A 25,367-nucleotide genomic window follows, 5' to 3' on the forward strand; every position below is an offset into this window, starting at 1 on the left:
GTTATTTATTGTCCGATTGGTCTGCCCAAAAAGGTTGGCCTGTTTTATCTAAATTAATGGGGTACTCAGCCGCGGCTTGGTAGGAGATTTTATCTTTTATTTTGGGTGCAGGGAAATAAAAATCGTGCCCACGGTATTTGGTTTTAAACTGAGCGCGTACTTGCAGTGAGAATGAACCACCTGCCAAGCCTGTTGGTTTATTATCCACCAGATATACCATGCCATTTGGCAGTATTTTTGGATAACCATGGTCTTTTGAGAAGCTGGCGGGGATGGTATCACTCAGCATGCGGCTGTAGGCAGCATCAACGGTTAAGTCATTGGTATTACCGAGTATGCCTTGTAATTGGCTCGTCACGGTAATTTCGTCGGCTGAATAGGCAAATGCCCCCACGCGAATATCTTTAGTACGGTTGGATATTTTTATGTTTGCAAAGAGATTAACCAATTGGTAGTAGGCCTCCACAGGGTCTTTCAAGTAGTCGAGTTTAGAACCAGTGGCATTGGGGTTACCGAAGGGGCCGTTGACTAGCCATAGTTCAATGTCGTTCGAGCTGTACCAGTAGGCCACGGCCAAGGCGATGGCGGCAATGATAATCCCCACCCAACCGATGGGGTTGATAAGTAAGAAGGTGCCTGCGGTGCCGACTAAATAAGGAGAGAAGGCAGTAATTAGGCCGCCGATTACGCTTAACACGCCTGCACCAATAACGGTACTGTTCTCATTGATGCTGATGCTGTAATACAGATCATAGGCACTGACGCCTGCCCCAATAACCCCTAACACCACTTGACTAAACATTAAGCGAGTAACGATTGTTTTACGGGCTAGGACACTGCCTTCTTTAAAAATTGCAGGCAGTTTACTGGCATCAAGCCTATAAAGCTCTTTACGCATAAAGGTTATTTTACTGCGCTCAGGATATAGCTTAACTGCTAAATCTTCAAAAGCTATTAAAACATCAGTAGATGAAAGAGCTACGCCAGCTATAGATCTAGATAAATTTTCAGTATTTCTTGCCTGAGTAATTGCTTGATAACTTTGGTATAGATTATACCCCTGAAAGGCTAGTACTGCAGCTTTAACCGAGGTTGAGTCTAACGCTTTGGCCAATCTGTTATTTTGTAAGGTGGTGGTTTTGGCTTTAGAGGCATTCGCGGTTTGTTGGCGTTGTTGTACCTCTGCTTCCACTTGGTTGTAGTGGCCGTTGGCGGCTACTAACTCTTGGGCGGCTTGTTGTTGTTTGGCGATATTGGCGGTGTGAGCCGCTTGGGCTTGTGCTAAATTGCTTTTGGCGGCGGTGGCCATGGCTTCGGCATTGGCAAGGGCTTGTTTGTCGGCACTTTGTTGAGCGCGTAGGTTTTTTAGGTTGGTTTGGGCGCGGTTGTCGGCCTCGATGGCTTTATCGAGTGATTGTTGGCTATTGCGCAGTTGTTGTTGGGCGCTTTGCTCGGCACTTTGTGCGGCTTGTTGACGTGCACGGGCTTGGTTGAGGACTTGTTGGTCTTCTTCGGCAATTTGGCTGACTTGGTCGTAGTCGTTAGCGGCTTGTTGTAGTTGTTGGTTGGTGATTTCTATTTGGCGCATGGATTGTGCCAGTGGGCTGTCTTCATAGGCGACAATCACAGGGTAGTCGGTTTTGCTGGCGGTTGAAAGCCCTGTACCTCGGGCGGTGGTTTGGCGGGTTGTGCCGATGGTGGTGGTGTTGGTTTGGCCTGTTTGGGGGTCTATGGCTTCATCAATAATTTCACCAAATAGGCGTTGTGCGGTGATGCCATTGGGCGCACGGTAGTTGACGTGGACTAGCGTCATGCGTTGGGTGGCACTGGTGCCTTGTCGACGGCGAATTAAGGTGCTGATGAATGCATTTTCAATGGGGGTGCCTTGCATCACTTCGCGGGTGCGTTGAAAGAGTACGGCTTGCCAAACAGGTACTTCGACTCCTGTGTAGAGTTCGATGTTAGCCAGCCCTTGGCCATTTCGTATGGCGTTGTTGATGTGGGTGTTGGCAGTTTGGCCTGCTTGTGTGCTGGCAGTTTGGCGTTGTTCTAGTCTTGTGTGGTATTCGGTGCTTACTTGTGCGCTGTCGGTTGCTGTTTCATTGGCTCGGTCAAGTTGTTGGTTGGCTTGGGTGGTTTGCCCTTGGGCAATGGTTACTTGGCGTTGGTCTGTTTGAACTTGGGTGGTTCGTTGGTTTACTTCGCCCGCGGTTTGTTGGGCAGTGGTTTCTGCCCCCCCTATTTGTTGGGTGGTTTGTTGGTGTTGCTGTTTGGCTTGCTCAAGTTGGGTGTCGGCCGTTTGGTTTTGTCGTGTGGCTTGGTCTAGGGTTTGTTTACTTGTGCCTGCTTGGGTATCTGCGGTTTCTTGGTTTTGCTGAGCCGTTTGGACATTTTTTTGGGCTTGGCTCAGGCGGCCTTGGGCTTCTGCTAGGGCTTGCTCATCTTCTTTTAGTTGTTTGACGGCATTTTCAATAAAGCCTTGGAGTGTTCCTCCCATCATGCCAATAATGCCAGCAAATGCTTTGGCTGAGCCATTGGCGAGGTCTGACACGCTGCCTGATTTTATAAGGTCTCCTATTAGTTTTGCGTCGTAGCTGATTTGGGTGTATTCATCGGCGATGGTGTTGCCTGATGTTTTTCTAAACTCTGCCAGTAGGTGGAGACGGGCTTTGCCTGTGCCATCGTTTTCTACAAGTTTTTGTGGTCTGACGTAGGGCTTTTTAAGGGTGTCTTTGTCTAGATCACTAAAGAGGAGCTGGTGCATGGGGTGGTTTAGGATTTGGCTCATGTCGGTGATGTAGGCGGTGATGCTTTTGTTAAGGGTTTTGTCATAACCCCCTAGGTATTCATCGCCTATAACGATGTAGCCATCGCTATTGAAAGGGTCAACGTGAGCTATGTTGGTGCTTAGTGTGCCTAGTGTGGTGACGAGGTTGTTGTAGGCAGGTGTATAGAGTTCTTTTGGGTCTTGGCTTAGGTGGTCGACCCAGATGTGGAAATAGGGGGAGTTTTTGTCGGTAAAGGTTTTTAGTAGTTTAGATTGTGATTTGTTGTATTGGTCAGTCGCTAGCCCTCTTTCATGAGCACAGCTATTGACGGCGAGTTGCTTGAGGCCGTATTGATCGAGCTTTTGTAGGTGTTCATGCAGGGGGTTTAGTTTGTTGCCTAGGTATTGGGGGCATATTAGCCGTTGCACAAGAATGGCTGAATCAAAGTATTTTTGTTGGGTGGCGAGTGCTACGGATGCGCCCAGTAATTCGTGTGCGATGAGTATTGAGGCGGTGAGTTGCCGTGTGTGGTAGTGGTGATCTTCTACGGTGATGCAGCATATTTGTCGGTCGTGGGCATCTTGAAGTATGTTTTTGCCTGCGCCTATGTCTTGGCTGATGTCTTGGGGTGCGTTGTTTATTTGACCAATGCTTTCAGTGATGTTGACGATGGTTTCTTTTACCAGTGTATTGATGGTTGATTTTTCGCCAAAATTACTTTGGGTACTGTCTACTTTTTTGGTGATGAGTTGGCTTTGTATTTTGGGCAGTAGCGCAGTGAATTCTATTCGATGTTTCTTTTGGGTTTTGTTACCTTGTTTGGCATTGGCTAGAAAGGTATCGGCCAGTTGTTTGTTTTCTTTGAAATAGGTGTTTTCTAGATCATAGAGGTAGTTGGCTGGGTGAATGAGGAGTAGTTCTAAGTCTACGTCTCGTTGGCGGTGGGGGGCGATGGCAGTGGCTGGGTAGCAGTTGAGTAATAGGTTTTTTACAGCCACATCTCCTTGGGCAGTAGCGTAGTTTTGCCATGTTTGGTAGCCCACATCGAGATCTTTATAACTGTCTAGTAGTTTTTTACCTTTTAGGGGTAGGTTTTTAAAGCTTTGGGTATTGATATTTAGGCTTGTGGGTTGTACGTATGTATAGGGGCGCTCTATATTACCTTTATTGAGTATTTTGTTTAGACGTGCAGCGCTGAGTTGTATTTCTGAATAGAAAAATTTGTTGTAGGTTTTTCTTTCTAGATAAGCTTGGGTGTTGTTTTTTTGTACAATACTCCAGAAATTGGGTATCCAGATTTCTTTAAGTTCTACGCCTGTGGCTTTACGTATACCACCTTGGTATTTTCCTTGTTGGTAGTATTTTTCATCTTGTATGGGGATATCTTTATAAACGGTTGTGCTGTTGTCTTTGGTGATGATTTGCACTTCTCGCCATAGTTTTGTTTTGCCACCGCTATTTTCAAAAATATAGAAGAACCCTGAGCGTGCGATAACGGGGACTCCGCTGTCTTGGCTACTTTTTATACCTTTGACAATGGTGCAAGGCACGATGGGAACTATTTGGTGGATTTGTTGGTCTGTTTGTTTTTCGGTTATGTCCGCATTGTTGATTAGGTTGAGGTGTATCGGTTTACCTTCGGTGGTGGCAATTTCTAGGTAGGCGTTACGTTGTTTGTTTTTGTGTTTTTCCCAGTCCCATTTGTGCAATATGCTTAGGGTGGTTGCGTCTGTTTGTTCTATTTTTTCTTTTTCAGGCTGTTGGGCGATTTCTTGCCCTTTTTCATCGGTAATATAGATTCTTTGCCCTGTGGGGTGGTCTTTCCCGATAATTTGAACTATAAATTGTTCTTCGGTACAGGCGCTAACCGTACAAATTGAATCGATAGCTGGTTTGGTTTGGGAGGTTTCGTCTATTGTGGCATCAGTCTCGCTCGTATCAGCGGTATCGTTTGCACCCTGCTCGGTGTTAGTTTGAGTTTCTGGCTGCGCTGCTGGCGTTGTACTTTTTAGTTGTGAAAGATCGTAGGTTGAGGGGTCAACTGGGTCTCCACCGTAGAAGCCTCTTTCTCTGATTTCAAAATGCATGTGGTAGCCTGTTGCATTACCCGTTTGGCCTGAGTAGCCAACAATATCGCCTTTTTTTACTTGGCTACCTACAGCTAAAGGGGACGGCTCGTCCATATGGCCATAGATGGTGACTACTTCAATATTTTTTGGGTTTTTATGTTTTAATACGATGTAGTGGCCAAAACCACTTTTATCCCATGGGGTCATGGTGACTTCACCATCTGCTGCTGCTGGGATTGGAGTTTTACGTGTTGCTTTCCAATCATCGCCGCCATGTGGGTAGATTACTCGCTTATTTATATTGATTCGGTCACTGCCAAAAAGGGTGCTTTCGTCAGTGCTTTTTGTGAAACCTTTGGGTTGATAATATTCTGCCATTTTTTATTCCTTTTAACTTTTAACCGTGACCTTGTTAGCTCGCTGCTGTTTGTAGGTAGTATTGTAGGTAGATAATTTTGTCTTCTATCTCTTGGCTTGGCCATTGGGTTGGCGCTTTTACGGTGGGGTATTGTGCTCTAAGTGATAGGTATCTGTTTAGGTCGTACTCACTGATAAAACCATCTCGTATGCCTTGCTTGACCCAAAGGATGATGCTATCAATATTTATTTGGTTTGGATTTTTGTGCGCACTTTGTTGCCAGTGGTAGGCGAACTTTTCTTGTTGCATGTCTTGCAGCGCTAAATTTTGGTTGTTGGTGAGCACGGGCTTTGTTTTTAAGTGCTCAGCATTGAGTTGCCAGTCTTTAGCCGCTGGGTTGGTATGGCTTTGCCAGTGGTCGCTTTGGGTGGCTTTGTCTCGCCAGTTGGCGTTGTACCATTGGATGCTTTGGATGGGCCCTAGCCAGTCGGCTGTTTCTTGCTCGCTTAAGCTAGGAAAGAAGTAGCTGGCAATAAAAGGATCATAGTAGCGAAAGATGCCTATTTGGTCGGGTTTGAAGTAGACAAAGAGGTTGTGCCTGAGTTGGGCGAGGATGTCTTCTTTGCTATGACGGCTGGTGATGAGCAGCCCTGCATTTTTTTGGAGGAGTTGTTTGAGGGTTTGTTCGTCTGTTGTGTTGTCGCAGAGAAGCACAGGGCCTGTTTCTTTGAGTTCTGGCATTTCGGTTTCATCAAAGAGGTAGCTTATTTGGGGGTGGGTAAATTTCCCGCTATACGCTTTTTTGATGATTTCTTTTTGGGGTTCGGCCAGTAGGTAGTTCATTAGGCGTTACCTTCAAGCAGTTTTTTGCGGCATGGGCAATCGGAGAGTGGGCATTCCATAGGGCTTCTGCCTTGTTTTTTTGGGCAGAGGGCGACGATGGGGGTGTGTTCTTTTTCTGCTTTGGCCATTTGGTGGAGTACTACAGGTGGTGCAGTCGTAGCAGCCACGCTTTTTGTCATGTTGAGCGGTGGTAGTGGCATGGCGGGTGTGCCCATCATCGGTATGCCGCCCGTCCAGACGGGCATGGTCATCCAGATGCCTGCAGGGTTTAATACGATGTGTTGGCCCCCTGCTTTGAGGGTGAGGCTCAAGCCACCATCGATCACGATGTTCATCCCCGCTTTCAAATGCACTTCTTGCCCTGCTTGGATGGTTTGGACTGTTCCTACGGTGGTGTGTTGGGTCATCCCTACGGTTGTGTTGTCATTCATCATCACCTGAGTTTTACGGTCAAGCGTTGTCAGATGGTGTTCCTCAGCGAGCTGGTGTTGGTAACGATTACCTTTGATAGTCTCTGAGTGTTCGTTATTGACTTGTAAATGTGAGTTGTTGTTCACTTGTACCGTGTGGTTGTTTTTAGTTAGTTGGTCAAAGTCTTTTTGGCTTTGTACAAAGATTTGTTCTTGGCCGGCTTTGTCTTCGATTCGTAGCTCATTTGAGCCGACACCACCTTTTGAGGAGGAGGTTTTGAAGACGCTTCGGGTTTTGTTCGCTGGTAAGTCATACGGCACTTTATTCACACCATTATGAATCGCGCCGGTGATAATGGGTTGGTCTGGGTCTCCTTCGAGGAAATCCACTTTAACCTCCATACCCACTCTGGGAATAACGACCGTACCATAACCATCGTGTGCCCAGTTGGAGGCAACACGTATCCAATGGCTGGAGTTTTCGTCAAAAATTCCTTCCCTATCCCAATGAAACTGAATCTTCACACGCCCGTATTCATCACAGTAGATTTCTTCACCCGCTGCGCCCGTTACTACGGCTGTTTGACTTCCCAATACTTGCGGTTTAGGATGACGGTGCTTGGGTCTGAAGGTAATCTCTTGCGGTATTGCTGTGAATACGTTGAAGTAACCTTGTTGTTGGTTTTGTACTGGGAATTCAAGTTCTATGTCGGTATCAAGGAACTTAGCTATTTGACTCGGCATAGTGCTCTGGGCACTGCTGGCACTACCAAAGGCTTCTAATACTTGCGGTTGGTAGGCTTTGTGTTTGATGTGGGTAATTAACCAGGGCTTTTTGGCATCCATGGTTTCAATATCAGGGTGGTCTTCGATGGTAATAAAATACCCCGCATGAAAATCACTGCGATCGGAATAGCCTTCACCTACAAGGTGGTCAGCTCTTAGACGCTCAATTTGCACTTTAGCCAGTTGTTCGTTTCTGGCTTTGTCCATACCACTGGAAGGATAATCGTAAAATTCGAGTTTAGGTTCTTGTGCTTGGTTGGCTTTTTCGCTCAGCTTACCTTCACTATTGCCTTCAGGGGTTTTGGCTGTCTGAAAATTATAATCGCGCCAAGAAGCGTTCTGAGGACGTGTCGCTAAGGTGACATCAAAGTATTTTAAGACTTTACTATCGGCCACAAGGCCAGAGTCGTTCATGAATTTAACGGCATCGGCTATAGTAGGGAAGTAGGGGGTTGCATCAGTGAATACCATCGTGTGGCTTGTTGCATTATGACGAAAGGAATAGGCGATGCCTTCTTCTTCACAGAGTCTCGAAACAAAAGAGAAATCCGACTCTGAGTACTGCACACAGAAATCACGCACGGGATAGGTTTCTTTAAATTTGAATTCAAAGCCACCTTCAGCCCCTTCTAAAATGCCGTGTTCTTCAAGAATAACTTTGATAATCTCCGGCGTGGTCTTGCCGACGAACTTTCTTTGGTTTACGCGGCGTTGCAAATTAGTAAAGCGTGGGGTGACCACGATCGAAAAGGTGGCATAGTGCTGACCAATAGCGCCTCTCTTGACTGAATTGACAACGCCATGAATACCATCGCCGTTTTTACCGTCTGGTGTAAAGGCAATAAATACCGGCTTGCTGAGTAAACTGGAAATATCAAAACGCACAAATTCGTTAACGAGCACCACCTCGAACGCATACGGCGTGGAAATACCTTCGTAACCATTAATGCTTAAAATCTGTAACCGATCTACAGCTGTTTTAGGTTTTTCTTGATCATCACGGTTATTATTCTTGTTGCTTAATGCACCTAGCGAGGCTTTTAGTTCATTGGCTTGTTGCAATGTCGTAAAAGGATCAAGGCTGCTAGCACTTTTGGTTAACCCCCCAAGTCCACCCATCAAAGAAGAGCCAATACCACTTAACCCAGAAGTTACACTGGAGGTTAGCTCAGATAAGCTATCAGCTAAACCTGCATTCAAACTATCCGACTCAGTATTGTTATTATTACTAACAATACCCGTTGGTTTTGAAAAGCTCGATTTTTTAGTCAGTTCATCAACAGGCTTATTGGCATTTTGGTCTTTTTTAAGACCGTCCACGAACAATGTAAAGTGCGTGGTATTGGCGTCTGTAAACATACAGCATTCTCCCTATCCCTTGGTACAACGAAACCCATAGAATATTTTTTTTATTCAGTCGAAATTGTTTAGCTCTTAATAAGCCCATAATTCATACAGGAATTTTAACATTAAACTTTAGTCGAGTGAATTAAATTTTGTCATTAAATAAAGACTATTTACGCAGTACTATCCTCTGCATGATAAAGATAACAACCTACTACGTCCTTTATAAGTCCATGGTTGCTATAGAAAATTTTATATGTTTGTATTGTAGCCTTTAGTCTAACTGTAACAAAGTGTTTATTTCGACTTATTATGATTTTTTAGCGGTGCTTGCTTCGCTTTTTCTTCCCAGATTTGTTGTGATTTTTGATTATAATTACGCTTACGTTGCCAAATGAGCCATTGTACAAGTTCTTCATGGCCCTGTTCGATCATTTGCTTGATAAAGCGATGACGCCAATAATTACTTAAGCTTTGGCCAATATTAAGTTGGTTACTGATGTCTTTATCACTGTAGCCTTGTACTAGTAGTTTAGCATAATCAAGCCAAAGTTCTGGGTAGTGAACAAGGTGAAACTCGGTATTACGTAGTAAGTTAAAAGAAGTATTACAACGATGACAATGAAATTGTGGACGATGTGTTTGCTTAAGTTTTTTGCAATGGGGTTTGCTACAATTGGGACAAGTCGCAAAGGTTTGATTTAAGAGATTTTCAAGCCATTGAGTAAAAGTATCTGCTTGTTGTTGTATCAAGGGGGATAGACTAAGTTCTTGCCAATCTTGTCGTATTTGCCACCAAGCAAAGAGTTTAGGGTATTGTTGTTGCATTAGGTTTTTAATGCGCTGATCTCGCTTTGTTGCTCCTTGTGTTGACATGCCAAGGGTTACACTGATAGCGTGAATGCCTTCACCGGATAAGCGTAATCGAGCAAAATCACCCCATTTATGCATGTGTGCAAACGTTGATTTGGCAAAGCATGTGCCTGTGAGCTGATTAAAGCCTTTGTAACAATCAAGGCAACGGTAGTTCATGATTTCGCTTGTGGGATTAGTTCCATTGTCTGAAAGTTTTTTACTGCCGCAATGAGGGCAGTCGCTAGGCTTTTCAAAAGGATAGGTGTCAAGGTAATGCAGCATTGCATCAAGCTCAGGGTGTAGATCTTGAGGCACTAGGTTGTAGTATTTTGGCTGATCCATTTCAGTTCGCTTTACTCGGTCTTTAATTCAGTAGTCATCATGATTATGTAGTGCATTGTAATGAATTAGTGACTTATTAGCATTTAAAAAAAATTCAGTTATATATTATTTCCTTGAGTAAACAGGATTAGTGTTTATTTAGCGCTGTGATGGCGTTTTTTCTATTTAGTTTATTTAATCTATTTAACCAGAGTTTTTCTAACGTAAAAAAATAAAGGAGTGCTATATATGGGTGCCTTAGTGGATATTTTATTGAAGGTGGTAGCAGTTAAAGCTGCTGAATTGGCGGTAGAGAGTGCTAGCTCATTGTCTGAGTGGGTCAGAGATCAGTTGAAGTAGTATGCTCTACACACGATAGGAACATTTATTATTTATTTAATTTTTTCAATTAAGTGTGGTTAATGTAGCCACGTATTTATACAGTACAAGAAGTCTCTTGGAGTGATCCAAGGGGCTTTTTTGTTGTGTTGAGTTTTGTATGAGCTGAGTTTATTGATATTAGTTTAGTTATTTTTATTGATTTTGTTTATTTATCAGAAATTATTAAAGAACGAGGATTTTAGTATGGCGCATCAGGTATCGAGTATGGCGTATGTGGGGGAAACCCCTTGGCATGGTTTGGGCAGTTCTTTGCCTTCAGGGCAGTCGATTGAAACTTGGGCTAATAGCGCAGGTATGGATTGGCAGATTAAGCAAGCACCGGTATGTTTTGTGGCGTCGGATAATACAGAGAATGATGGGGTGATTGATTTATCGCGTTCATTGGTGGATTTTGCCGATCAGAAGGTGTTGTATCGCAGTGACAATCGGTTGCCTTTGTCGGTGGTGAGTAGCCGTTATAAGGTAGTGCAACCGATGGAGGTGTTGGAGTTTTATCGGGATTTAACCGAACAGTTTGGCTTTGAGCTGGAAACCGCGGGGGTATTAAAGCAAGGCCGTAAATTTTGGGCTTTGGCCCGTACTGGGCAATCCTGTGTGTTAGGCAGACAAGATGAGGTGAATGGGTATGTGTTGTTAGCCACTTCTTGTGATGGTTCGTTAGCCACCACAGTGACACCTACTACGGTGCGTGTAGTATGCCAGAATACCTTGTCGATTGCAGTGAATCGTACGGTTAATGCAATACGCGTACCGCACAATACGCACTTTAATGCCACGGAGGTAAAACGTCGGTTGAACTTAACCACGGGTCATTGGGATGAGTTTAAGTTGATGATGGCTGAATTAACGAAGCGTAACGTATCGGCTAAAGAAGCCGAGCAGTTTTTTATGGAGGTGTTAAGTCCTACGGCATCGTTAGAGGATGCTTTAGTCGCTGCTGATGAGATGGATATGGCTTCTCGTGAGGTTGTCTCTTTGGAGGTTGAGGAGCGTGAAGAAATTTCGTTATTAGAGCGTATTGTCCGTAATACCGGCAATTTGCCTGTGGCTATTGAACAAGCTTCAGTTGATGCTATTGATTGGAATAGGTTACCCAATGGTCGTGCCATTAAACAAGTGCAGCAACTGTACGAAGGTGAAGGCCGTGGCTCTGAGTTTGCTTCCGCTAAGGGGACGGCTTGGGGGTTGTTGAATGCGGTGACGGAGTTTGTGGATCATAAACGTCGCGCTAAAAATCAGGAGAATCGTTTGGACAGTGCGTGGTTTGGTCAAGGAGCTCAGTTAAAACAACAGGCTCTCTCGTCTGCTTTAAAACTGATTGCTTAGTTTTTCTTGTTTATTTTATTTTCTGTAGTTATCCGTATTTAAAGGAGGTGTTTTTTATTATGACGAATGAGTTGATTATTACTACTTACCGTTGTCCTGTTGAAGCGATTGAGCCTTGTGACGAGTTTAAACATTGTAATGCGCTACTGAATTGGTTTGATAATCACTGTGTAGAGCTACACAGTAGTGGGATTATTGAGCTGAGTAAGGAAACGTTAGTTAAATTATCTTGTGACTTAAATGCGTTGTCAGCAGCTAATTGCACAGAGGTATTTCCGACCATTAGGAATTTTGTGCATGGTTTTGATGCGTACGATGAAACCTATTGGCAGCAAGTTTATCAGTTAAGGCAATGGTGTATTGTGCAGTTAGCAGAGGTGGATTTTACAACACAGCGGTTGTTTTTACAGGCCGCTTGGTAGTTTATTTCGTTCTATTGTTGTCATGTCTTAAATATCGTTGAAAAGTGCACCACAATAATCATTATTTTTAATTTTAGCTTATTTCACTTTTTTCATTTCATTTTTCTCTTTTCATTTTTTATTCACTTCTTTCTTTATATCTACCCATAATTCATGAATGACAATTTTTCTGTATGGCAGAAGGCTTTGTCACGTCTATGGTTTATGGTTTGATCAAGGGAGGAAGTGATTTTACTTAGGAGTAGTTTATTATGTCATTAAATCACAACAAAGGATCTGGTTATTTAAATAAGTTGGATAGAGATCTGGTGCAGTCGTCGTTAGCGCAAATTATTAGACCGCTCATTCCACGTAATTGCTCTCGTTATCAATACCGTTTTTGTGAGTTGTTGCCACAACCGAATGTGTTAGGGTTTTGCAGTGATCCACAATCGTTTACGGGTAAGGTGGTATTTGTGAATGAGGTGTTTATTTTAGTTAAGCGCTCTCAAACCAGAAATCAGTTTGTGATTGTGGACATGGCTTATGTGGATGCTGTTCCTAACGTCGGTGATCAAGTGGAGATCACGCCGTATGCTCGTCATGATTTTAATGGTAAACGCATTGATGAACCCGAAAAGGAAATCCAATCTCTTGCCGATGGTACGCAGTATGAAGTAACCAAGATGATGTTGGGTGGTAAGACTATTTCACTGCCATTGTCTACTCCAAAGGAGCAAATACAATCCCCAGAGCTATTAGCCTTAATCGAGCAGCTGGAAAACCTAACAGCACCAGATGGTTTTCGATTGATCAGTCATTTACTGGTGGATGCAGGGGCTACTGATTTTACGGTAAGTGATGCTGATGCCATCCACAGTAATACACCATCAAGTATTGGTTTTACCGTCAGCAATCTGAAATTTCAAGGTAAAGTGGCGATTGTGTATGACCGTGGCAGTGATACTTACAGCCTATGGTTATATCCTGCAACAGATAATCAACCAACAGAAATTGATAATATTTATTTTGATGAGCTAGGGTTAAGGCTCTCTGAAGTTATTGATGATTTTGCTTGGCAGGTGATTAAGATAAAAGTTTTATAGCACTAGCTATTCATAGTAATAGGGCTTTGAGTAAAGTTTTAATTATTTTCTGTATTTTCATTTGTCGTTTTAATTCTGCTTTTTATTGCTGTATTTCGTTCTGTTTCTTATTTCTTATTTCTTATTTTTAACGTATTTATTTTCTATCATTTTTAATGGCTGGTGATATTACAAGCCAAGGAGTTGTTATGGGATTAGATATTTCGTTTGTTGCGTGTCCTCGTGATCAGTTGTCGGAGGTGGGTGAGTTTCGTAAGGTGAATGCGTTGTTGCAGTGGGTGAATAATAACGTGATGTCTGTTGAAAATTGTGCGTATATTCCTATTTCAAAGGAGGTTCTTGAGATACTGCAAGGCACCCTTAATCAGTTAACTACTGATAATTGCCAAGAGCTGTTTCCAACCCAAGAAGGTTTTTTCTATGGCAGTACTGAGTATGATGAGCATTATTGGGAGGATGTAGCAGACGTTAAAGTTTGGGTCGATGAAACATTGGCTCACTTTGAGTTTGAGTAAGAGATGTTGTTCTTTAGTGCTTGGTGGTGAGTGAATTATTTAACACTTATGATGGTTATAGGCGGCTTGGCTTTTGCCAGCTTGCCTATAACTTTTATGGTTGTACCTTATTTTTTGCTAACGGGCCATTTTTTCAACATAATATTTAACAGGCAATCTTCTGCTATGAGCGAACAGCAGACATTGGACCATTATTAAAATACTTAAAGGTCATTTTGTTATTAGCAAATATCCATTTTTAGCAAGGCTGCATTAGCAACCTTGCTAACATCTTATATGTCGATAGATTCAGATATTTCTAACGCATCATCCACTTCAATGCCTAAGTAACGAACGGTACTTTCTAGTTTTTTATGATCTAACAAAATTTGAACAACTCTAATGTTTTTAGTTTTTTTATAAATCTAGTAAGGCTTGGTTCTTCTCAAGGAGTGGGTACTGTATTGTGAGTCATCTAAGCCAAGTATTTTGATCCATTGGTGAAAAATACGATTATATTGCCTTGTTGAGAGGTGTTTGGTGGGATCAACCCTTGATTTAAAGAGGTAATCTGTATCACTTAAATGAGCCTTTTTTATCCTCGCGGCAATTGATTCTCTTGTTCTTTTCGTTAATTCGAATTGCACAGGGCTACCTGTCTTTTGATGTAATACATGAGCCCTACTTAAAATAGTTGGCCCGTAAGTCACATCGGATACTTTTAACTTCAATAGATCACAACCCCGTAGTTTGCTGTCCAGTGCCAAATTGAAAAGTGCTAGATCACGTGCTTTACCTTCTAATTCTAACCTGATTCGTATTCCCCAGATATGAGGTATCTGTAAAGGTTTTTTCTGAACAATAATACGGTTTTTATTCCAAGGTGTTGTCGCCATCATTATTCTCCTGCAATAAAGGAGCTTTCATTATAGCTAGCAATATAATTTTATACTGGCAGTTAGTCTTTTGGGAACCTAGTTCTAGAGCAAGATTATTCAGCGCTGATGCAGTTAAAGCTCTAGATATAGCTATATATGAGTAAGAAAAAATATAAACCTTTTTTTAACAACTGTATTTTTAATTCTTGTTATAGCAAAAATAAATTGAGCATATAAAAGTATTTAATAGTAGTTATCAAAGTATTAACTATTTATTTTGATATTTTTTGTACGTAATGCAAGGTTATATTGTAAAAATAAGCTTAGAGAATAATTGTTTTATTTATAAGGTCGTCTATTTTAATAAGATCCATAAACCTTCAAATTATCACCCATGCCTAATTTTACAAATAATTACCTTGTGCTAGTAATTGCCATTTCTAATATAGAGGTTATTAAATGGGCTATACACAACTTAATAAAAATACTGTCTTAAGCGAAACAAAGCTTAAAGAGAGTATTTCATGGATAAAAAAACAACAAAACACAGAAGGTGCTTATACGACAGATAATGATCTGGTGTTACCAGAACAGTCTACTAGCGAGGCATTAACTACTTTTTATGATTTAGAATTAGGTTTTGATGAATCACAAGCTAAAGCATTTTCTTTTCTAACTACCTCGTCTGATGACAGCACAGAGTTTATTTCACGGCGTATTATTACTAATGCACAACAAAAACATGATAATAGTGGCTTAGTTCTCCACCTTAAAGCCTATCAAAATCAAAATGGTGGATTTGGATTTACACAAGGCTTCGATAGCTTTGTGTTAGATACCACTTGGGCGTTAAAGGCTTTAGAGATTGCAGATCAGGCCAAAAGCAATGAGGCTAATTGGGCTATTACTTGGCTTGTATCTCAACAACAAGCTGATGGTGGTTGGAAAAATGCGTTAGGTCATAATGATATTTACAGTTCTGCGTTAGCCATTAATGCATTGTGGCAATATCGAACAGTTTATAATTTAAATAGTCAGTTAAAGAAAGCCGTGCAATGGCTATTAGATCAACGTAATGCTGATGGGTATTGGGAGTATACGGATTATACGGCATTAGCACTTTTAGCTGTTCTACCTAATTTAAACGAACTAATACAAGTTATGCCTGCTATTGATTATTTAGTGTCTATTCAAGATACAGACGGTAGTTGGGAAGATGATGTTTATGTCACTTCTTTAGTTTTGCGAGCATTAAATATGGTGAGCGAAATAGGCGGTAGCGATATTCCTTTGTTACAAGGAAGGATTATTGATGCGGATACTAGGCAGATACTAGCAGGTATAACTGTCACATTCCAAAATCAAACAACAATGACTGATCAAAGTGGTTCTTTCAGTTTGCCCATAAAAGCTGTTGGAGAAAGCCAGATAGAGGCCTCTCAAAATGGCTACTTAGTCACCCAAAGAAGCATTATTATCCCAGAGTTAAAAACGATTCAGTTGGGAGATATTCAACTTAAACGAGTGGCCAATACGACAATGATTAGCGGTTTTATTACTGATCAAAGCACAGGTAAGGCCATTAACGATGCAACTATTTCATTATCTGATGGACAGATAATTAGTTCTAATAAAGGGTATTATCAAGCTACTATAGCCCCAGGGACCATAACTATTACTATTACAGCTTATGGTTATCATGAGGTAGTGGGTACTGCTACCGTTAAACTAGGTGAAATTATTTATTTCTCCCCTGCTTTAATTGCACAAAAAAATCCAATTCCGATGAAGAGTTCAATATCAGGTCGTATTCTTGATGAAGAAACGATGCAACCATTAAAAGGAGTTGTTATTGAAGAATCTAATGGAAAAAAACAAATAACCAGTAGCGATGGTATATTTCAATTTTCTGAATTGGTAGCAGGTAACTACACTTTCACTATTTCATTGAATGGCTATCTTAATAAAGTTATGCACGTTAGTATCAGTGAAAACAGTAATTTTGCATTGGGTGATGTTGTCTTACAACTTGCTCCAGAGCAAACAGGTTCATCTATTCATGGCATTATTACCGATGCAATTACAGGCCAACCTATTAGTGGTGTAAATGTTATCATCACTGGCGACTATAATAAAATGGTGTCAACCTCTACCGATGGTAGTTACAAAGTAACCGGTTTAAGTGCAGGAAGTATTACTATTACTGTTTCTGCTAATGGTTATCAATCAGCTAATACCACTATTACTATTGATGATGTAACAGACTATATTCTATCCGTTTCATTACATGCTGAATCACAAGTAAAACCAGATAAGACAACCGTTAAAGGGGTTGTTGTTGATTCCATAACGGGATTACCGTTAGCGGATGTAATGGTAGCAGCTACTGTTAATAATATTACCTCCGTAAGCACAACAAATGTGACTGGCCAATTTATCTTTGAAAATATTGATGATGATATTGTTGCACTTGCATTTACTAAAAAAGACTATCGCGACACAAACTTTGAAATCAGTATGTTTGAAAAGCAAGTGAATGATCTTGGACAAATTCGTCTAGCTTCAAATGATAATCAAAACTATAAAAAATTGGCTGACCTTGTCGTAGATTTTGTTGCTCCAATAAATTTAAGTACAGATCAGCAAACATTAAAAGTGACAGGTAGTGTTGCTGTAACAGTCTCTAACTTAGGTAGAGCTGATGCACCTGCTGGCTTTACCATCGTAGCATTTAAAGATAACAACCATAACGAAACATTCGATGTAGGTATCGATACAGTTTTAGGAAAAATAACTGTACAAAAACCATTACTAATTAACCAAACAGAAACGTATACGATTGATGTTTCTGGTGTGCTTGAGTTTAGAGATGCACCTATTTACGCAGTAGTTGATAGTGAAAATAAGGTTGAAGAACTCAGTAAACAAAATAATATCGGTTCTACTGCAATGGCCGCAAGAATTAAACCAGAAATTGGCGAAATCGAGCCCGTTTTAAAATGGCGCAGTGATTCTTTAAATGTAACGTCTGGCGTATTAGTAATACCAACAAGAGACACTAATGGAAATGGAAATATCGATGCTAAAGATATGCCTAGTATTATTTTCCTTAGTCACAATGGCTTCTCTTCGTCAGGAAAATTACACATTGTCAATGGTAATACAGGGGAAAAACAATTAACTATTCAAGACCCAGAGGGAGTTAAATTATCTGGTTGGCCAGGTATTGCTGCTGCGGATATTGATAATGATGGATTGGTTGAGGTATTAGTACCAACTATGAGCGGTCAACTTGCGGCAATTTGTACTGTAACTGGGAAAGTAAAATGGCTGAGTACTATCCCATCTTCACCTTATTATTATCAACCCTACGGTGGTGGTCCCTCAATTATCGACTTGAATGGTGATGGCAATGTTGAGATTTTGTTTGGACGCCACGTTTTAAATGGATCAGACGGTTCTTTGTTATGGGCCGGTAAAGGAAGTTTTCATGGTGGTAAAACAGGCATGCAATCATTCGCCGCTGATATTAATCTTGATGGTTTTCCAGAGGTTATTGTAGGTGCTTCTGCTTATGACTACCAAGGTAATTTGTTATGGCAAAATAATACGGTTGGTGATGGTTATACCGCTGTGGGCAAGTTTATTAGTAATGAAGCTCATCCGCAAATAGTTGTTTCAGCTGTTGGCAAGGTTTATATGCTTAACTATAAAGGTGAAATACTTTGGGGACCTGTTGGTTTACCAGGTGGCGGGAAAGGAGGTGCCCCTGTTATCGCAGATATGGATGGTGATGGTATCCCTGAAATAGGTATTGCAGGCGCTTATTATTACACTGTATTTAAAGCTGATGGCAGTATTTTATGGAACAAACCTGTTCAAGACAGCTCAAGCTCACAAACCGGATCAAGTGTATTTGACTTCGATGGTGATGGACGGGCAGAAGTTGTTTATGCAGATGAGAAAAATATTCATATTTATGATGGTGAAACAGGTAATGAGCTATTTACCGTTCCTCATGGTAGTACAACTGCAGGAGAATATCCTGTTATTGCCGATATTGATAACGATGGGCATGCCGAGTTATTAGTTGTTGGAGATGATTTTAATGATGGTGTTGACTATCGGGGACTACGCGTATTCAAGGGAAAAAATAACAGCTGGGTTCGTACTCGCAATATTTGGAACCAATACGACTACTACATCAACAATATCAATGATGACCTTGCCATTCCAACGCATCAAGGCAATAGCTGGGACTTACACAATACCTTTAGGCTTAATCGCCCCTTAGATCTTGATCCTACGGTTGTAGCTGATTTAACCGCTTCTTATATCCGTGTAGAAGATAAATTTGGACAAGGTGATTCAACACTGACTGTGCGTATTGGTAATGGAGGTGGCTACCCCGTTCCATCGGGTGTTTCCGTTGCTTATTATAATGGTGATCCTCTTTCAGGGGGTGTATTGCTAGGTGTCGTTAAGACAAGTCAAGCACTTCATAGCGATGGGTACCAAGATGTCTCTCTTAGCCTTGCTGATCTTAGTCAGATAAGCATTCTCTATGTGGTGGCTGACGATGATGGTGCAGGTATTCATACTATTGACGACGCTAATCGTGCTAACAATACCGCGATACTCGATCTTACCTCATTACGTTATGGAGACATTACGGTAAGTACCGATAAAGCCAACTATTTACCAGAAACTAATGTTCAGCTGCAAGCAGTTGCTAATAATCTTGGACGTTATCCCGGTAAGTTTAATATCCAACTTTCAATACTAGACGCCAATAACCAAGTTGTTAGTCTGCTACCAGTAACTGACGTAGGCATTATTGCTGCAAGCTCTGGTGTTACACACAGCGAAAACTGGGGTACAGCATTAAATACGGCAGGTAATTATACTTTATGCGGAAAACTGATGGATGAGCAAGGTAACGTGGTTGCTGAAGATCATTCAATCTTCTCTATTTTAGCAGTTAATGAAGGAGAACCAGTTGCCTCATTACGAGTTACAACAGACAAGCCAGAATATATGCAGAATGATCAAGTGGAGTTAACTTCACTGTATCGAAACTTATCGATTAATACGCCTATTAAAGAGGCCTATATTGAGTTAACTGTTGTTGCACCAAACTCAGCACAGGAGTTCAGTCACAAGCAAAGTATTGGGGAAATCCCCGCCAGTAGCAGCTTTAGTCAGTTTACAATTAATCAGGTTTTAATGAATGCTGAACTAGGTAACTATACAGTGACAGCCAAGCTATTTAATGGCAAAGGCGAACTGCTAGCCAGTGCAGAAACCTTTTATCAAGTAATTACCGATCCTAAACAACTTTTAGAGAAATTAGAGATAAGTGCTGGAGGAATACCAGAACTTGTAATTGGATCTTCAACAGTGAGTATTGATGATTTTTATAACCTTGGCAATACTGACTTAATAAATCTAAAAATTACTCATATTCTTGTTAATGGCGACCAAAACATTAAACTTCAGGAAAGTATTATTAATTTAAATGCAAGACAACGGCAGAGATTAGTTTTCAGGATAGAGACAACAGGCTTATTACCTGACAAAACCTATCCAATATTATTAATAGCAGAAATTAATGAGCATTCTAAGTTACTGGTTACTAGAGAGCTTCATGTACTTCCTAAAGCTATGTCACCAGGAGAAGGCGGCATCGTTATAAAAAAACCAAAATCAAAATAGTAAAATTATGTCCATAAAATAAAAAATATGGACATAACTTAGATTTCTATTATCAATTCAAATATGCAATGAGAAAAAATATGACTACATTAAATACAACAACTGCTGCTAACAGCAGTACACAATTATCAGTAGAACGTCAACTAGCCGAGTTAGTTGATGAGGTGCGTGTTTCTGTTGGACCACAAGCCACTTTAGCTGCAAAGATTAGTTTTAATTCTAAAGAAACACTAAACAAATTTAATAACCTTATCGAGAAGGCTATTAACAATATTCAAGAAGAGTTAAAGCAAGCTGTTACAAGTAAATCATCACAAGCTATTATTGATGATCTCAACAAACAACTTAACTTAGTGACAGAAAGGGCGACAACTTTCCGAAACTATCTTAATGGTTTATCTTCTAGCACTTCCATTACTAGGAGTGCAAACAGTGAACAAGGTAATGCTTTATCAGCATGGCTAGATGAGGTATCACCTCTAGCAGAACCTGAAGATTTAACCGAAATGCCATTTCAATCATTGAAGGCCGATCGAACTAATGTACCTCGTGATTTCAGTGTTGAAGGCACTACTGATATCAATATTAAAACCAGAGACCTAAAAAATATTGATGATTTCTTTTTGCCTGAATATATTGCTTCAGCCAATGAAACAGAAATCACTGATGATATTCTTGCAAAAGCAAAAGAATTAGCTAATAGCCCTGTTAAAATTTATGAATGGGTACGCAATAATGTGGAATGGCAACCGACATGGGGTGGTCAGCAAACTGCTGATATGACACTGGATGTTCGTCGTGGTAATGCCATGGATATTTCAACACTGATGATTGCCTTGTTGCGTGCGGCTAAAATCCCAGCTCGTTATGTGCATGGAACCGTTGATATTCCTGTTGATAATTTTATTAACATGGCAGGTGATTTTGAAAATGTTAACGCGGCTATGGATTTTGTCTCAGCAGGAGGTATACCTGTTACTAGTGTTACTGTAGGCGGCAAAATTGCTAAAGTTCGTATCGAACATGTTTGGGTCGAAGCGGCAGTACCATATTATCCATCACGTGGAGCTAAACCAGTTTCTGCGCGTAATCCTATTGACAGTTGGATACCTTTGGATGGTAGTTATAAGCAATATGAATACTTACAAGGAATAGATGAAGTTACTGTTTCTAATTTAGATGGTGAAAAAATAACAAATGATTTAATTAGCAGTGGTTCAGTTAATGAACAAGAAGGTTGGGTACAAGGATTAAATTCCAATATCATTCAGCAAGCACAATTTCAGGCAAGAGATAATTTGGTTACACATATTTTCAATATGCAAAAACCAACTCTCAACGACATTGTTGGTGGTCGAAAAATCATTGAACAAAAATTCAGTATGTTACCTGGTAGCTTACCTTACTTATCTGTAGTCCGTGGGGTATCAAATATTCAATTACCTAATGCTTTGCAAGTGCAAGTAACCTTGGGCTTAGAATATAATCATATTAATGGGGATTACATTCAAAAAAAAGAAGCTCCATTGTATCAACTCAATCAACAAAATATTATTATTAGTTATAAGCCAGCGAGTAAAGCTGATGAGGAAGCAATTAAAGCCTTATCCCCCAGTGGTTTTACAGATTTTAATCAGCTACCTAATTTTCTTCCTTCAAGCATTCATGTTATCCCAGAAATTAAATGTAATGGTGAGGTATTGTTAACAAGTAGTATCATTGCATTAGGTGAAGACTTAGAGGTTGGGTATCAAATTAGTACACAAACACGTAATTATCTAAATTTAAGAGATAAGGTTATCTCTGGAAGCTATTTAGCTTTAGCTATTACGGGAAGTAACTTATCTAAGAAAATTTTTGACTCTATTTATAGCAAACTTCAATATACTAAACAAATTTTAGATCAAAAAGATATAGACAAAATTGGAAGTCTCACTAGAGATGAGCTACTAGGGGATATGTTTACCTTTGGGGTACAAGGTTATTATATTGAGTACATATCTAAATGCAAAGTTATGAGTGCAAAAACAAGAGTGAATTATCAGGCTATACCCTCAATCGGTACTTATGGCTATGAACCTTATAAAAAAACTTTCTTTGGACTAAATAGAGGAATTGAGTCTCATGGAATATTTATGAATATTCGTGTAGCACAAACACTCGAAGAGGCTAAAGGGAGTAAATTAGAAAGAAAACAGTTTAATCAGCAGATTGGATTGATGAGCTCAGCTTTAGAACATCAAATTCCAGAACATTTTTTTAATGATACTAACGGTAGCTCTAAAATAGAAGGGTTTTCAGCAGTTAAAGCATTGGCTATAGCTCTTCAGCAAGGGCAACGGATCTACACAATTAATTATGAAAATGAAGTAACAGCATTGCAAAATCTTAAGTTAGATAGTTTGGCCATGAGCGAGATAAAAAATGCATTAGCGGTAGGTAAAGAAGTTATTACACACACAGAACAAATTGAAGTACCAGGATTTAAAGGAAGTGGCTATCTAATTATTGATCCCGATACTGGAGACGGGGCTTATAAAATTAGTGGTGGAAAAAATGGAGGCTTTTTTTTAGGCATCTTAATGGGAGCTGCATTTACATCCGTACTATATTTTACAATAGCATTATGGGCAGCGGGTATTGCTGCTGGACCATTAGGAGTTGGAGCAGTAGGGTTGTTAACTGCGATGCTAACACCAATAATTGCAGCAGCAATGGGTAATGTAATGAATTTGTATGCTTCAGCAGATAAAGAATGGCAAAAATGTTTTGTAGGGGGAATGCTCATAGGTATAACAATAATGGGGCTTGGGCCTGGTTTTGGAGTTATTGCTGGCTTAAAAACAAAAGCGTTAATTGATCTTATATTTGGTGTTATTACAGCTATAACTAATGTTGTAATTACCTTCGAAGAGGTTGAAAGCAGTGCAACATCATGCTTTAGATAAAATATTTAGTTTACTATAAATATTACGAGTATTTTATTAACCTATTAACTCATAGACACTTTGAATATTGTGGTAGCCAATAGAATAATATTGGTTATCACAGTTAATATGAGTTAGATTATAATTTTTTAATGCGATTTACAATATTGCCATAAATCTCTTCAAACTTTTTATAAGGAGGGGCGTTGGGTCTAAGTATATAACCCAAACTACAGTAAAAAATAGCTACACAAATAAACAAGTAGATTGCGTTGGGAAGAGAATAAACCGCTCCAAAAACAGACAATATACATACTAAAATAGCAAACATTTTTTTCATTTCAATATCCATTTAACTTTCGACCGACTCTACCTATAGTAGCTAGGAACAGATGTGACACTCCCCATTTTTAAGAGGTACCTGTCAGTTTAGATTTGAGCTACTACATCTAAGCCATAAAATACATAAGACTTCTTCATATAGCCTTTAGTATAACTTCACAGTTTCACTCACTATCCAAGAGTTTTTCTATAATAAAATTATCTGACCTCATTTTAACACAAACCACTTGATCCACTTGCTTCCTTTTTAAACTAATCAGTGTTGCCACACGAACATATCATAATATTACTAAATATTAGAAAGATGTCAATGACTGCCCTTGGCACATATGCGCCTTAGGCAAAAATGAGCGAACAGCAGACATATACCAATCAATAAACCTAAAATGGATAAAAGCTATTGATTAGTATTTTTATTTATCCAATCCATAATTAGGTCGGCTATTTGCAGATTATTCTTATCTAACATCAACATATGGCTATTGCCTAGGATACCTAAACTTGGTGGATAGAGCATTTGTGCATGGCCACCCAGAGTATTGATTCGTTTGATGAGCGTTTGACACCCTTCAAAACGTTGCTGCCAACCCAGGGCATTTCCGGGAAGCTCCGTCGAAGACGACAAATGATCGCCATAAACAACCAGCAAGGGAATTGACGTTAGTTTTTTTAGCTGTGCATCACTAAGTTGATCATTTAAACAGGTTCCTGGCTCAAGTAAGATCATGGCTTTCACTTTTTCAGAGTTTAATAACGCTGTTTCCAGTGGGAAATGACCCGATTGGGAGTGTCCCATTAAAATGATGCCATCCAACTTATCCGCCAACATTGATAGCGTTTGATAATTAGGGTTAGGCGATGTTAATGAAGCCGACAAATCAGGAATCCCCATTCGAGAAAGTTCATCAATCGCTTCAATAGGAAATTGTGAATCCTTATAAGCAACCCCTTGGCTTGGGCCAATACGAAAATTGATCCACGCCGCATGTAAATCTCCCATACGAGTGATCTTTGGTTGCTGACTGGGATCAGCTTCTTTTGCCCCCACGCCATTAAAAATAGCTTGATTAAAGCCAGAGCGCGCACGCCCAACTTGATCGACAACATAGGTTGGATAAGCATTACGCACAAAATACTCATACCATCCCATACGGCCATCCGGTGTTGTGTCATAACTATTACCACTTAGCCCAGCGCCATGAACCATCACCACGGGCAGTTTGGTTTTTCCAACAGGTTGCATAAACTCAACATACATTTGGTTAATGGTAACCGTGTCAGCAGCTCTTTGACTGCCCAACTCGATAAAATTTTGTTTGGCCTTCTCACCCCCGATAAAAAAACTGCCTCGTTTTGCCAACACTAACGGACTATTTTCGCTAGTTACTGGCGATGTAGCTGTCTCAGCACGGGCTGCCTTTACACAAGCAAAAGCCGATAGGCAGGCTAAAGCACCACAAAAAGTAATTATTTTCTTTAGTTGAAATAGGTTATTCATCAATTCACCATCCTTTTATTATTGTTCAAAAACACACCGCTATTTACTCATTGGGAAGCTGTATTCTCCTAATAATAAACCACCTAAAAGTGATGTACCTTGATTTTAATGGGGAGTTATATTAAATTATTTTGCTTGTTTATTTTCAAATTGAACAGGTAATAAATAATCTAAATGAGAGTGTTTTCTTACACGGTTATAATAAGCTTCAATATACCATAAGATCATAGATTTGGCCTGAGCAATATTTTCTAACTTATGTTGATAGATCCACTCTGTTCTAAGGGTATAAAAGAAGTTTTCAGCCACTGCATTACCCCAATAGTTTACCTTGCAACTCATGCTGCATGTTAAATTATAAGCCGTTAATGTGGCTTGGTAATCATCAGAACAATATTGACCGGCTCTCCCAACCGCTATGAACAATCCCCTTGCTTGGAGAAATACAATGAAGATTTGCCATAGTGAATGCCTTGGCATACCAATGAATTCTGCATATGAATATCTATTGCCTAATCGATGAT

Annotated in this window: 12 protein-coding genes and 1 pseudogene; 6 read left to right on the forward strand and 7 right to left on the reverse strand. The window is 40.3% G+C overall.

The window, feature by feature from the left end; all coding sequences use genetic code 11:
* Window position 1 precedes the first annotated feature (1 nt).
* The 4 genes from DM558_RS02630 to DM558_RS02645 form a co-directional block, all read right to left on the reverse strand.
* On the reverse strand, window positions 2-5,215 hold the full coding sequence (locus DM558_RS02630) for a peptidoglycan DD-metalloendopeptidase family protein (RefSeq protein WP_127161925.1): 5,214 nt from the start codon (window positions 5,213-5,215) through the stop codon (window positions 2-4).
* 34 nt (window positions 5,216-5,249) lie between these two features.
* Complete coding sequence (locus tag DM558_RS02635; RefSeq protein WP_127161926.1) at window positions 5,250-6,038, reverse strand: DUF4123 domain-containing protein; 789 nt, start codon at window positions 6,036-6,038, stop codon at window positions 5,250-5,252.
* A complete protein-coding gene (gene tssI / locus DM558_RS02640; protein ID WP_127161927.1) occupies window positions 6,038-8,593 on the reverse strand; it encodes a type VI secretion system tip protein TssI/VgrG in 2,556 nt (851 codons plus the stop codon). The genes DM558_RS02635 and tssI overlap by 1 nt, the downstream gene beginning before the upstream one ends.
* A 282-nt stretch (window positions 8,594-8,875) precedes the next feature.
* Window positions 8,876-9,775, reverse strand: coding sequence for an IS1 family transposase (locus DM558_RS02645; RefSeq protein ID WP_127161928.1), 900 nt, complete (start codon window positions 9,773-9,775; stop codon window positions 8,876-8,878).
* Window positions 9,776-10,339: 564 nt separating this feature from the next.
* Here DM558_RS02645 and DM558_RS02650 point away from each other — a divergent pair.
* The 4 genes from DM558_RS02650 (at window position 10,340) to DM558_RS02665 (ending at window position 13,504) form a co-directional block, all read left to right on the forward strand.
* On the forward strand, window positions 10,340-11,482 hold the full coding sequence (locus DM558_RS02650) for a DUF932 domain-containing protein (protein ID WP_127161929.1): 1,143 nt from the start codon (window positions 10,340-10,342) through the stop codon (window positions 11,480-11,482).
* A gap of 59 nt (window positions 11,483-11,541) precedes the next feature.
* Window positions 11,542-11,904, forward strand: a complete 363-nt coding sequence (locus DM558_RS02655; RefSeq protein ID WP_127161930.1) for a hypothetical protein — start codon at window positions 11,542-11,544, stop codon at window positions 11,902-11,904.
* Window positions 11,905-12,155: 251 nt separating this feature from the next.
* Window positions 12,156-12,989, forward strand: coding sequence for a GTPase (locus tag DM558_RS02660; RefSeq protein WP_127161931.1), 834 nt, complete (start codon window positions 12,156-12,158; stop codon window positions 12,987-12,989).
* Between the two features lie 188 nt (window positions 12,990-13,177).
* Entirely contained in the window at window positions 13,178-13,504 is a 327-nt protein-coding gene (locus DM558_RS02665) for a hypothetical protein (RefSeq protein ID WP_127161932.1), read from the forward strand.
* A 272-nt stretch (window positions 13,505-13,776) separates the two neighbouring features.
* Here the strand turns inward: DM558_RS02665 and DM558_RS02670 are convergent.
* Window positions 13,777-14,382, reverse strand: a pseudogene (locus DM558_RS02670) (tyrosine-type recombinase/integrase).
* Between the two features lie 438 nt (window positions 14,383-14,820).
* Between DM558_RS02670 and DM558_RS02675 the strand changes: the two are divergent.
* Window positions 14,821-20,076 carry a carboxypeptidase regulatory-like domain-containing protein gene (locus tag DM558_RS02675; RefSeq protein ID WP_127161933.1) on the forward strand — a complete coding sequence of 1,752 codons (5,256 nt, stop codon included), beginning with the start codon at window positions 14,821-14,823 and terminating at the stop codon, window positions 20,074-20,076.
* Between the two features lie 80 nt (window positions 20,077-20,156).
* Window positions 20,157-23,024, forward strand: a complete 2,868-nt coding sequence (locus tag DM558_RS02680) for a transglutaminase-like domain-containing protein (RefSeq protein ID WP_164731227.1) — start codon at window positions 20,157-20,159, stop codon at window positions 23,022-23,024.
* 718 nt (window positions 23,025-23,742) lie between these two features.
* Here DM558_RS02680 and DM558_RS02685 read toward each other — a convergent pair.
* Window positions 23,743-24,843 carry an alpha/beta hydrolase family protein gene (locus DM558_RS02685; protein WP_127161935.1) on the reverse strand — a complete coding sequence of 367 codons (1,101 nt, stop codon included), beginning with the start codon at window positions 24,841-24,843 and terminating at the stop codon, window positions 23,743-23,745.
* A 126-nt stretch (window positions 24,844-24,969) separates the two neighbouring features.
* Window positions 24,970-25,323: an integrase core domain-containing protein gene (locus tag DM558_RS02690; RefSeq protein ID WP_164731228.1), complete on the reverse strand. Its 354-nt coding sequence runs from the start codon at window positions 25,321-25,323 to the stop codon at window positions 24,970-24,972.
* Between the last annotated feature and the right edge of the window lie 44 nt (window positions 25,324-25,367).

Origin of the sequence: Entomomonas moraniae (assembly GCF_003991975.1) — a bacterium.
GTDB classification, from domain to species: domain Bacteria; phylum Pseudomonadota; class Gammaproteobacteria; order Pseudomonadales; family Pseudomonadaceae; genus Entomomonas; species Entomomonas moraniae.